Here is a 12,177-nt window from a genome sequence, read left to right as displayed (position 1 = left end):
GGATACAAAGTCATTTCAGATTTACTGATTGTCTTTTACGGAGAAAACAATGCTTACCGCACATCCTCAAGCATCAAATTTGTTGCGCCTCATTTTTGCCAGCAGCTTTTTTGCATATATTTTTACAATCAGCGCTTGCAGCAATCTACAGACACCAGCAACGGCGGATGTTGCTGTTTCTACTTCAGCAGTGAATGGTGCTGCAGCAGTTGGCGGTGGTGAATATGCGCCGGCAGAAATGCGCTCAGCCCGGGAAAAACTTGCTCAGGCGAATACGGCAATGGCCGCACATGACTATCAAGCTGCGTCTGATTATGCAGCGCAGGCGCAAGCAGATGCCAAACTTGCTCAAACCAAAGTGAGCTCAACCAAAGCGCAGCAGGCGGCAACGGCTTTGCAGGAAGACATCAGGGTTTTACGCGAAGAGCTAAATCGCGTGAACAACAAATAAATGCAGCAAAAAAAATCAATAATCAAAAATGGAGAAACATCATGAATAAAATTTCTATGACGCCAGGCGCGCTATTGATGGTGGCAATGTTGACTGCTTGCAGCACTGCGCCGAGATCGACGAGTTTATTAGATAACACGCGACAGCAATACCAGATGGCACAAAACAATCCACGCATTGCCCAGTTAGCACCAATAGAAATGCGTCAGGCGGATGATGCAATGGTGTTAGCAAATAATGCTGCAAGCAATAATGAAAGTCGCGAAGAAATAGATAAACTCGCTTACCTCGCTGGTAAAAAAATAGACATTGCAAAAGAAGCGGCAAAACAAAAGAATGCAGAAAATAAGATTGCTAATGCAGGAAAAGAACGCGATGAGATGCGCCTCGATCAACGAACACAGGAAGCGAACCAGGAAAAGAATAGGGCAGATCAGGCAGTTTATGCAGCGCAGGTAGCCCAGGCGAATACGCAGACGGCACAACAAAACGTCACGGCTTTATCAGTAGAGCTGGTAGATCTCAAAGCAAAAAATACCGATCGCGGCATCGTAATTACCTTGGGGGATCTTTTATTTGGCACCAATGATGCACGCTTGAATCCTGACGGGATGCGTGAACTACAAAAATTAGCCACTGTTTTGCAAGTGCATCAACAGCAAACATTATTAATTGAGGGGCACACCGATAGTACCGGTGGTTCAGCCTACAATTTGCAGTTGTCGGAACGTAGAGCCAATGCGGTCAGCAGCGCTTTGCAACTGATGGGCGTGCAAAGAGCACGAATTACAATGCACGGCTATGGCGAACAATTTCCATTATTAGATAACAGTACGGCAGAAAATCGACAGATGAACCGTCGCGTTGAGATTATTCTTTCGGATGACGCAGGGCACATTGTCAATCGCTAAATCATTCGAATATGGGGGTAACGTTGGTACTCCCATGTTTGATTTTTATTTGCCCAGATAACTCTACGTATAGGAGAATCGCATGCATAAAAAAAACAAGTTACATCCCTTACCTGCGTCAGCAAAAGTCGATGTAAAGGAGAAAACAGGTCAATTCGACTCTGATCTCTTGATACAAGAAAGTAAAGCAGAAGAAGCTGCTCTCGATGAAGCTTTATGGGAAACTTTCCCGGCCAGTGATCCGATTGCTATTTGTATTACACCTGTAGAAAAAGTTCTGTGTGATCGACATGAAGTGATACCTTAGCCTTTTATTTTTGGTCAGTGCAGGGAAAATATTATGTCGCCGTTCTTTCAGGAAGCAGGCGATTGTATTCTTTCTTTACAACCATATAGCATTCGCACGTTCGTTTTTCCAGACCAATTCTATCCAGAATTTTAATATGGCCACGCGTATAGCTAATCAAGCCTGCATTTTGTAATTTGAGTGCTGCTTCGGTTACACCTTCACGCCGCACACCTAACATATTAGCGATGAGTTCCTGGGTCATGATCAAATCTACGCCATTCAATCGATCCAGACTGAGTAACAGCCAACGGCATAGCTGCTTATCCAGCGTATGGTGACGGTTGCATACGGCAGTCTGCGACATTTGCGTAATAAGTGCCTGCGTGTAACGGAGTAAAAGATGTAGAACAGGTCCGGCTCTGTTGAATTCTTCCTTGATGGCGGAGGCAGATAGTCGAAAACCCGCTCCTGCGCTCTGCACAACGGCACGGCTAGGTGTTGATTCGCCTCCCATAAACAAAGACACACCAACGATGCCTTCATTGCCAACCACGGCAATCTCGGCCGATCCACCATCCTCGAGAACATAAAGCAAAGAGACAATGGCTGTAGTCGGGAAGAAGACGTAGTTTTGCACCCCCCCCGATTCATATAGAACTTTGCCTAGTGGCATATCAAAAGATTCGAGTTTTGAAACTAATCTTGCTAGTACATCTTCCGGCATGCAAGCTAACAAATGGTTTTCATGCGGTTTCGTACTCGGGTTCATAACGTTTCTTTACCTGAAAGCGATGTTGATGTTACGGCAAGTGTTCAATGCAGCACACTACGAGTTATTGATTAACACCAATTTCACATAAAATTTTTGGGGAAATTTCTAACACTGAACGACATTGCTTGCACTTCTACGTCATGCGGTATTTGTTGTTAGGTTGCTCTAATTGTTACATCTTGTATGTGCGATAGAGCACATAGTGACATAAATATCGTTGCGTACAGCGAAATGCTTGTTACTATCGAATCTGTACATAAGCGTAAAGTTTATTTCGATCAGTATACTGATGTACTTCATTGAACCCTGTAAATCAATTTGCACTGATCGACTACTACTTTAGGTATAGATTTAAAGCATTTAAATGCCTCTTCCGCTAATTAGTCGCAGCAGTATCATAATCACAGCGATCACTAACAGTACGTGAATGAACCCACCTATGGTATAGGCGCTCACCATCCCAATCAGCCACAGAATAATTAAGACGACAGCAATCGTATAGAGCATGAGTTTCTCCGAGTGATGGTTTAAATAGAAGCAAATTTGTTTGATGTCGTTATGTCTTAATACATAGCAACGATCGATAGCGCCTGAATACCTATGATCAGAAAAATTACCTGGCCTGTCGGTGCGCCAGAGCACAAATAGAAACATTGATTTTTTTATGTACGATTTATTTTAGTAATTTTTTGTTTGTTTTTAGTCATATGTCCGTTTCCGCACAGAGATATACTTGACGAAACATTAAGCTTCATTTGCATCGTTGTATTGATGTCTGGTTTTAAATGCTTTTTCGCCGCTTTGTCTTCATCAATCTAATGAATGAAAGCAGGATGTTCACCATGAATAATAGTGCGTATAACCCGAATCAAAATCATCTACTGGGCGCTTTACCTGACAATGAATACGACAGACTTGCTCCTTATCTGGAGTTAGTGAGTCTGAAAACAGGGGATGTACTCTATGAGTCTGACGGTAAACTTAGTTATGTTTATTTTCCGATTTCATTAACCATTTCATTGCAAAACTTGATGGAAAATGGCAGTTCCTCTGAAGTTGCAGGGATCGGAAACGAGGGAATGTTGGGGACGATGTTGTTGAAGGGCGGGCAAACCATGCCAACCCGAGCAATAGTACAGATAGCAGGACATGCTTATAAGCTGAAAGCTGACATACTGCTCAAAGAATTTTATCTTGCCGGTCCTACCTTGCGATTATTGTTGCGCTATACCCAGGCTTTAATTACGCAAACTACTCAAACAGCGGTCTGCAATCGTCACCATTCCATAGAGCAACAATTGTGCAGATGGTTATTGATCACAAACGATCGTGTAGTGTCGAAAGAAATCAAAGTGACCCAGGAAACGATCGCCAACATCCTCGGTGTCAGACGCGAAGGGGTCACCGAAGCAGCTGGTCATCTACAGAATCTTGGTTACATTCATTACCGGCGCGGGCACATTACGATAAGCAATCCGCTTGGTTTGCAAGGACTTGTTTGCGAGTGTCATGCTGTTGTCAAAAAAGAGTTTGCCCGACTCATGTGTGATGACTTGCATCGACAAGGTATGCGTCAAACGTCATCAATCGTATTGGCACCAATATTCACACCTGCCTCGCCTCCGGTAACGCCGAAGCTTCCACCACCACCACGCCCGGTCACGTCGAATAGTTCTGGACTACTTAGTAGCTGAATGGTAGTTGCTAGTTTCGCCTCCCACTCATCGGTACAGTGATACTTTAAGCGGATGAGTGGTTTTTACCTTCGCGATACAATTCAATGAACATGGTTATTTGCGTTTATCTCAATCGCTGGTACAGTATTTTTTTCAATTGCTGCATTCTCACTGATTTCCGAGAGTAGGCGTTGATATTCATTTTTTACTACGCCGTAACATTCGCAAACATGATTTTCCAATTCAGCGCGATTCAGTACACTAATACGACCGTTACGGTAATGAATAATGTTCAAGCGCTCAAGCTCACCCGTCGCTGTACTCACTTTATCCTTGCGGACTCCAAGCATATTGGCGACCAAACCTTGCGTCATGTCGATATCATCGACGGGAATGCGATCCAGACTTAAAAGTAACCAACGACAAAACTGTTGTTCAAGGCTGTGGTGCCGATTGCATACCGCCGTTTGTGTCATTTGCGTAATCAGTGCCTGAGTGTAACGCAGGAGTAACCGTAGAAATGGACCTGCGCGGCTAAATTCATCTTTAAGAAATTCAGCTTTTAAGCGGTAGCCAAAACCTGCACTTTGCACGATTGCCTGGCTTGATGTACTTTCACCGCCCATAAATAAAGAAATGCCTATAATGCCTTCATTGCCGACAATTGCAATTTCAGCGGATGTTCCATTTTCAAGCACGTACAAGAGCGACACCACTGATGTCGTCGGAAAGAACACGTGCTCTATAGCCGAATCTGCTTCGTAAAGTGTTTGCCCCAAAGGCATTTCGACTAATTCTAAATGGGCAATCAGTCTTTCTAACGACGTCGCCGGAATGGCAGCTAACAGATGATTTTTTAAGGGACTGTTCAAGATATTCAATCAAAAAGAAAAGCGTAAGCTTTGTCTGATTGCCTTCAATTAAGATAACAAGAATAGTCTTCCGGTACGCTCAGACCAGACTCGCTCTTCATGTGAAGACATTATTTTTTTAACAATAAAGTAAGTATTTTCTTAACTCTATCGAAAAAAATTGCGTAGTATGCCCAAAGGCTTCTATTGCAATAGAGTATCAGTATTATGTGCCTTGTATGTTCGATAGCGCACACATAATCGATAATCTTGCCAGACTTAGCGCCTGCTAGGCATTTTGATGTTCTTGCGGCTGGTGTAGCATGTGATCAAATTCTTGCCTGATGACCCAGTAACATTCGCAGACTTTTTTTTCAAGACCTGCGCGGTCCAGGATAACAATACTGCCGCGACTATAACGTATTATATGTTGATCTTGCAGTTTGCTCGCAACTTCAGTGATGCGTTCACGTCGAAAGCCCAGGCTATTAGCGATCAACTGTTGCGTCATCTTCATGCTGTTGGACGATGAACGATCCATATTTTGCAATAACCAGCGACACAATTGTTGCTCCACATTGTGATAGCGGTGACAAAGCGCAATTTGCGTCATTTGTGTAATCAGTGCCTGAGTATATCGCAACAGTAAGCGCAAAAACGATCCAGCCCGATCGAACTCTTCTTTGAGATAGCGACCACGTAGCCGATATGCATCGCCGGCGCGTTGCACGGTCGCAGAATTGATCGCGCTATGCCCGCCCAGAAACCAGGAAATGCCAACTATACCCTCGCTACCAATCGATGCAATTTCAGCGAGTTCGCCATCTTCCATCATATACAACAAGCTAATGACCGCTGTCGTAGGAAAATAGACAAATTCCTGACGAGCGCCAGATTCATAAATGATATCGCCAACCGCCAAATTTACCACCTCTAAATTAGGCTTTAGTCGCTCGAATTCAACCAACACTAAGCTTGCCAGGAGACGATTTTGCATCGGACTGATAGGCGTGGACATAATTAATTAACCTTGGTGTCAAAACTTGAACGTCGATGTAAATCGACGCATGAAACAAGTGATTTTGTCGGGAAAAACAGGCATTCCGACGAATCAACAAATAAGAGAAAATATCGTGCATCAAATAGATCCAATAGGATCAGCAAATGGTAGCTGACCCAATGATAAAAACTTTATCCCAAGGCTATCACAGCGGGTAAAAATACTATGCGCGCTGTCACACACATGATTAAAAACAAGTTAAGCAGACGCAAAATTTTTCAATTAATTCTAGTTTTGAAATAAATAGCGCCCCCTGTTGGCAGATTTGCCGTGATCAGTGCCGATAGCAATCCCGATGATTAAATGACTGTGCGATATCGTACTGACGCCGACAATCGTCTACCGTAAATTCTGCTGCAGTTCATCTACCGAAAATCATCATGAATTCACTTCCCGAAAACGATCTGACCTGGCATCTCACTACTTTGGTATTTGAGGTTCGTATATTGATGCACGAGGTCGAGCATATTGTAGAAAAATTGGAAGGGGAGTCAAATCCTCAGATGAGAATATTACGAAATGAATTGGTGCAAAAAGTAGAGTGTCTGGAGCAAATAATGAATCGCATCGCGCCAGCCCCTTCAAGGGTAGTAATAAACGAAACCGTGCAGGATATTGGAGAGAAAATATCCTCAGAATCTCCGTGGCAAGCGTTGGCGGTTGCTGGCTTGGTTGGTATGCTTAACACCTGTGGTGTTGAACAGTTCTGTAAAAAAGAGCGTAAATAATGTTGAAGCTTAGTCTCAATACGGAACATATTTTCATCTCATGACCAATTCAGTCTTGATCGTTTCCAATAACGCTGCAGATATTAAGCAGCTTGACTATGCATTACGCAATGAGGCGGCTGATCAGTACGACATAGAAAGTGCGATCAAACTCTCTGAAGCAATAAGCTACCTGACCTCACATAAAGTAGACGCTATTTTATTGGATTTATCTTTGCCCGACAGCCAGGGAATGAATAGTTTTCACCGTTTGAGCAGAATCGTCCCTTTTACACCGATATTGATATTAGTTGATGAAGCCGCTAATTTATCGATTGATAAATCAGACTCAACCGGAATCGCGGGATACTTAGCGAAGTCGCATTCCCCTAATTATCTGGTTGCGCAGACCGTGAGAAATGTGCTTCAACATCAGTTAAAGCAAACGATGAGCTTTATTGAAAAAACACGTGCAGAAATCATTCTTAACTCTATTGGTGATGCGGTAGTAGGAACCGATTTGGCCGGGAACATTGACTATTTGAATGTCGCTGCAGAACAATTAACACAGTGGACAAGGCAACACGCTAAGGGGCGTGCGATTGCCGATGTTATGCCGATTATCAATGCAGAGACACGGAAGAGTACCCGTAATCCTGTTGATGTTGTACTCGAAAATGACCATCCCAGTACTCTGAAACCAGGAGCTGTGTTGGTTCGTCCTGACGGAAGCGAGCTCAATATTGAAGATTCAACCGCGCCCGTGCATGACTCTAGCGGGTCTTTAGTCGGTGCCGTGATGGTGTTTCATGACATCACTGCAACGCAGGCGATGTCGGCGAAGCTGGCCTATTTCGCTAAGCACGATTTTTTAACCAATCTCCCTAATCGCATACTTTTAAACGATAGAATTTCCCAGGCCATTAACCTCGCTAACCGCAGACATACGCAACTCGCTATTCTATTTTTGGATCTGGATAATTTTAAGCACATTAACGATTCGCTGGGACATGGGGTCGGGGATCTGCTATTACAGTCGGTAACTGAAAAGTTATGTAGTTGTGTCCGTCATTCAGATACCGTGAGTCGGCAAGGCGGGGATGAATTCATTATCCTGATAAATGAAGACCAATCTGGTGAAAACGCCGCACTGACCGCGAACAAAATTCTGCGCGTTTTATCCAACTCGCAGAATGTCGGGGAACATGTTCTTCATGTGACAACCAGTATTGGGATTAGTATTTATCCCAATGATGGTGAAAATGCGGAAACACTGATCAAAAATGCTGACACGGCGATGTACCAAGCGAAAGAACGCGGGAGAAATAACTTCCAATTTTTCAAAAAAGAAATGAATGAGCGTGCGGTTGAGCGGCAATTGATTGAATCCAATCTCAGGCAAGCGATCGACAGAAAAGAATTTGTTTTGCATTACCAACCAAAAATAAATTTGAGAAGTGGTGTAATTACCGGTGCCGAAGCTTTATTACGATGGCCGCATCCATTGTGGGGCAATGTTAAGCCAGCACGATTCATCGGTATTGCGGAAGATTCAGGTTTGATTGTTGAAATAGGTCGATGGGTATTGCGTGAGGCATGTTTACAGATGAAATCGTGGATAGAAAATGGCATTCTGATTCTCAATATCGCCGTCAATATCTCAGCGTTAGAGTTTCGTCGACTTGATTTTGCTACGTCGGTCGCAGACATACTGGCAGATTGCAAATTAGATGGTAAATACCTGCAGTTAGAAATTACTGAAAGCGTGTTGATGCAAGATGTTGATCTCAGCACAGATATCTTACGAGAACTAAAGAAAATGGGCGTGAAAATTGCTGTGGACGATTTCGGTACCGGTTATTCAAGCTTAAGTTACTTGAAAAAATTTCCGATCGATGTGCTAAAAATTGACCAATCCTTTGTCCGTGATATTGGGGCATTAAACGAAGATTGCGCCATTGTCAGTGCCATAGTCGCTATGGGAAATAGCCTTAATTATCTTGTCGTTGCTGAAGGTGTAGAAGATACGACACAAATGAATTTTTTAAAAAAGATACGTTGTGAAGAAGGGCAGGGTTATGTCATTGCTTCGCCGATGGAAGCCAATAAATTTTCTTTCTTCGTTGAGAAAAATCGGTCTGTAGTTTAAGTATTGGAGCGTCTTTTTTTGACCTTTGTTATTCATCATTTGCCGCGAATGTTCTTTGGCGTACAGAAAAATCAAGCAAATCTGCTAGCCTGAATTCCACTCTTAGAAATTAATCCAAGCCAGCATTAATTTTTATTGGGATTAAAAAATGACATTTGTTTTTGAACTTAGCGGAGAAGGAAAATGATGAATAAAGATCAGATGCAGGGAACCGCCAGAGAAATCGTCGGAAAATTTCAGAAAAATTTTGGCGAAATATTTGGAAACAGGTTACAAAAAGAGAAGGGCACGACCAATCAATTATCAGGGAAATCACAAAAATCTCTTGGTGATATTAAGGCATTTATCGCCAAAAATTGAATTTGATTGAGTGGCGAATTAAATTAGTTCGACAATATGTTCCAGGTACTTGCCAGAGTTCATTTTGGAAAAGTACCTTTTTTTGCCTTGCTTTCACTTCCTTATCTTGTTTCCAGATCGTATCTGCTGATGGCTAGTCCCCGTTCCAACTATCAAGCCTCTTGTAAGCAGACACCACAATCAATCTTTCTTTATCGCTGAACAATCCGATATAAGTGTGTTATCGCACAGATGCTTAAAGTGCAAGCCTCTAGTATTTGCCTGACTGCGGAAAACTCTGCATGTGGAGCACATTTTGATAGGGGCAATCATGTTTTTACCGAGTGTCGGCGGCAAACATAAAGAAGTAATTGAGAATTGGCTCAGCCAGGCGAAGGCGTTCGTTAGCCAATATGCCAGGTTCATCTGGACTGTCGGGCGCAATCTTGTGGTCATATTTTTTCTCTGCGCCCTGAGTATTCTCTTGCTTTCCAAGGCGTTTTTTATGCCTCCCATTCCGCTGAATAAGCTTGAAACTGTTGCGCTTACTAGCTTATACGCAGTTAATTTTTATCAATTTCTTCTGTCGCAAATCCCATCTTGGCCAGAAAGTATGCCGTTTAATGGCGCCAACATTCATTTCGATGAGGGATATATCCAGATTTTTGTCTCTCTCATGGCGTCAGTATTGGTATTTATCGTCGTGATTATGATGATTTATGCGGTACGGCACGTACTCTTCACTTTGAATCGTCTTTTTGGCAATCAACGCCACCCCTATCTGGATATCGATTGCGCACGATGGCCTTTGGTGACCGTATTTATCGCTGCACATAACGAAGAGAAAGTGATCGAAGGTTGTCTTAAAGCGCTTCTAAACAGTAATTATCCAGTGAGCGCGTTGAGGATTGTGCCGGTTAATGATCGATCAAGCGATGGCACGCGCGACATCATTGATCAATATGTAAGCCAATTCCCCGGGCGCATTACACCATTTCACCGCACCAGTGGAAAACCAGGCAAGGCCGCTGCACTTAAAGACGCGTTGGTTCATGCGCATGGCGATCTGGCGATCATTTTTGACGCTGACTACATCCCCGGGCGGGGATTGTTAAAGCAATTGATTGCTCCATTTTTTGATCCGGAAGTAGGCGCAGTGATGGGGCGGGTAGTGCCCATCAATGCAGGTGTCAATTTGCTGACACGCATGCTGGACTTAGAGCGTTCTGGCGGTTATCAAGTTGATCAGCAAGCGAGGATGAATCTCAAATTAGTACCGCAATATGGCGGTACTGTCGGGGGCGTTCGCTTGTCTGCCGTTGAAGCTTCAGGTGGGTGGCACGACAATGTTTTGGCCGAAGATACCGATATTACCTATCGGTTATTGATCAATGGCTGGAAAACCATTTATACCAACCGCTCTGAATGTTATGAAGAAGTACCTGAAGACTGGGCAGTAAGGATAAAACAGGTGAAACGCTGGGCCAAAGGTCACAATCAGGTTTTAGTGCGCTATTGGTATTCGTTTATTAAAAGCGATTATTTGAGTTTGCGCGAACGCGTCGATGGATTATTGCTGCTATTCGTCTTTGTGATGCCACCTTTATTGTTGCTTGGTTGGTTTCTGGCCGTTGCTTTGTATTTTTTGAATGCTGGTTCTTTAGTTTCCGCTTTGATTCCTGTGTTTGCATTGCTTGCTTACGGCACCATGGGTAATTTTGCGGCATTTTTTGAAATAACAATTGCCGTTCTGTTAGATGGTAACCGGCGAAGAATTTTGTTGTTGCCGTTTAATCTTTTAGGTTTTTTCATCAGTCTGTTTGCGATTTCTTCATCGGTCACCAGCTTAATTGGGGACCATCTATTCAAGCGCGATATGGTGTGGGAAAAAACCATACGCTATCGGAAGGCGTGAACCATGACCGAACTTTTTTTGTTTTGGCCCGCTTTTGGATTTATTTGTCTTGGATTAATGTTGACCGCATTTCGGCCTGCATGGCGTGAATGGCGCCAACCGACTGACTGCGCGCCCTTGACAGTAGGAATCGACTATAGCAACGACGTTATTTATTTTGCTGAAAAATTCCGAACGATGGTACAGGCATATCGGCGCGGCGAACCACAAGCAAGTTCTTCATTCCAGATGGTGAATGCGGATATAGAGACAATGAGGTGGAGTAATGTAACGCGCCCATTGCTGTCCTTGACTTCGTTGGTGAGCCGACAAGCGATTCATTGCGTTCAGCCATTATTCATTGACGGCGATATCCATTTACATGACGGCGACCGGCTTGCTGCTCTGTTTGCGCAGGGCAGCATACATATGGAGTCCGGTAGTGAAATTTATGGATGGGCACATGCTGAAAAGGGCGTCGTTCTTGGGCCATGCTGTAGTGTGCGACGCCGGCTGTCCTCTATGACTAGCATTGAACTGGGGGTCGAATCTTCTTTTGAGCGTGTTCATGCACCGACAGTCTCTTTCGGTGAGGGAACTCCCAGACTAAGTTCACCTGTTCCGGTTCCTCAAAAAGAACGGTTTTTTAAAGACATGCCCAATGCCATTCTTCGGACGACGGTTCTGTGTCGAGTTACTGGTGACTGCGTATTACCGGCACACGCCATATATCGTGGATCTTTGGTTGTGAGCGGTTGCTTATTTGTCGGCGCCGGAACAACAATTATCGGCGATATCAAAGCACGAATGGGCATCGTGATAGAAGCTGGTGCACAGATTTTGGGCTCTGTGGTGAGTGAACGACGGATACAAATCTTACAATCCGCAGAAATTAGTGGGCCGTTGATTTCAGAAAGCATCATTCATCTCAACGAGCATTCTATTATTGGTTCGCTAGAATTTCCCACGACTGTGACAGCGAAAAATATTGTTGCTGAAGCTGGTGCAATTGTCCACGGTACCGTTTGGGCACGTGAGCTGGGTATCGTATGGTCATTCTGAGAGCTCTTTCAAGAAC

The 12,177-nt window shown here is 43.7% G+C and carries 13 protein-coding genes; 9 read left to right on the top strand and 4 right to left on the bottom strand.

Annotated elements, in window-relative coordinates; genetic code table 11:
* Nucleotides 1–49: 49 nt before the first annotated feature.
* From H8K32_RS14740 to H8K32_RS14730, 3 genes are all read left to right on the top strand, one after another.
* Nucleotides 50–451, top strand: a complete 402-nt coding sequence (locus H8K32_RS14740) for a DUF4398 domain-containing protein (RefSeq protein WP_186913306.1) — start codon at nt 50–52, stop codon at nt 449–451.
* A gap of 41 nt (nt 452–492) precedes the next feature.
* Entirely contained in the window at nt 493–1,362 is an 870-nt protein-coding gene (locus H8K32_RS14735; protein ID WP_186913305.1) for an OmpA family protein, read from the top strand.
* An 82-nt stretch (nt 1,363–1,444) separates the two neighbouring features.
* Entirely contained in the window at nt 1,445–1,669 is a 225-nt protein-coding gene (locus H8K32_RS14730; protein WP_186913304.1) for a hypothetical protein, read from the top strand.
* A gap of 31 nt (nt 1,670–1,700) precedes the next feature.
* Here the strand turns inward: H8K32_RS14730 and H8K32_RS14725 are convergent, their stop codons facing one another.
* On the bottom strand, nt 1,701–2,420 hold the full coding sequence (locus H8K32_RS14725; protein ID WP_246447379.1) for a Crp/Fnr family transcriptional regulator: 720 nt from the start codon (nt 2,418–2,420) through the stop codon (nt 1,701–1,703).
* A 363-nt stretch (nt 2,421–2,783) separates the two neighbouring features.
* Nucleotides 2,784–2,930, bottom strand: a complete 147-nt coding sequence (locus H8K32_RS14720) for a lmo0937 family membrane protein (RefSeq protein WP_186913303.1) — start codon at nt 2,928–2,930, stop codon at nt 2,784–2,786.
* A gap of 335 nt (nt 2,931–3,265) precedes the next feature.
* Between H8K32_RS14720 and H8K32_RS14715 the strand changes: the two genes are divergently transcribed.
* Entirely contained in the window at nt 3,266–4,117 is an 852-nt protein-coding gene (locus H8K32_RS14715) for a Crp/Fnr family transcriptional regulator (protein WP_343068024.1), read from the top strand.
* An 83-nt stretch (nt 4,118–4,200) separates the two neighbouring features.
* Here the strand turns inward: H8K32_RS14715 and H8K32_RS14710 are convergent, their stop codons facing one another.
* Together H8K32_RS14710 and H8K32_RS14705 are read right to left on the bottom strand one after the other, a co-directional pair.
* Entirely contained in the window at nt 4,201–4,980 is a 780-nt protein-coding gene (locus H8K32_RS14710) for a Crp/Fnr family transcriptional regulator (RefSeq protein WP_186913301.1), read from the bottom strand.
* Between the two features lie 259 nt (nt 4,981–5,239).
* Nucleotides 5,240–5,968 (bottom strand): Crp/Fnr family transcriptional regulator, encoded by a 729-nt coding sequence (locus H8K32_RS14705; RefSeq protein WP_186913300.1) that lies wholly within the window; start codon nt 5,966–5,968, stop codon nt 5,240–5,242.
* A 422-nt stretch (nt 5,969–6,390) separates the two neighbouring features.
* Here H8K32_RS14705 and H8K32_RS14700 point away from each other — a divergent pair, with 422 nt between their 5' ends.
* The 5 genes from H8K32_RS14700 to H8K32_RS14680 all read left to right on the top strand — a co-directional run bounded on the left by H8K32_RS14700 (nt 6,391) and on the right by H8K32_RS14680 (nt 12,161).
* On the top strand, nt 6,391–6,738 hold the full coding sequence (locus tag H8K32_RS14700) for a hypothetical protein (RefSeq protein ID WP_186913299.1): 348 nt from the start codon (nt 6,391–6,393) through the stop codon (nt 6,736–6,738).
* Between the two features lie 40 nt (nt 6,739–6,778).
* A complete protein-coding gene (locus tag H8K32_RS14695; protein ID WP_186913298.1) occupies nt 6,779–8,866 on the top strand; it encodes an EAL domain-containing protein in 2,088 nt (695 codons plus the stop codon).
* Nucleotides 8,867–9,049: 183 nt separating this feature from the next.
* Entirely contained in the window at nt 9,050–9,226 is a 177-nt protein-coding gene (locus tag H8K32_RS14690) for a CsbD family protein (protein ID WP_246447377.1), read from the top strand.
* A 310-nt stretch (nt 9,227–9,536) separates the two neighbouring features.
* Nucleotides 9,537–11,120, top strand: coding sequence for a glycosyltransferase family 2 protein (locus H8K32_RS14685; RefSeq protein WP_343068023.1), 1,584 nt, complete (start codon nt 9,537–9,539; stop codon nt 11,118–11,120).
* 3 nt (nt 11,121–11,123) lie between these two features.
* On the top strand, nt 11,124–12,161 hold the full coding sequence (locus H8K32_RS14680; RefSeq protein WP_186913296.1) for a bactofilin family protein: 1,038 nt from the start codon (nt 11,124–11,126) through the stop codon (nt 12,159–12,161).
* The last annotated feature ends 16 nt before the right edge of the window (nt 12,162–12,177 follow it).

It is taken from the genome of Cognatundibacterium jejuense, from assembly GCF_014284255.1.
Lineage (GTDB): Bacteria > Pseudomonadota > Gammaproteobacteria > Burkholderiales > Burkholderiaceae_D > Undibacterium > Undibacterium jejuense.
The sequence above is the reverse complement of the archived record's forward strand: the minus strand, read 5'-3'. Positions and strand labels throughout refer to the sequence as shown.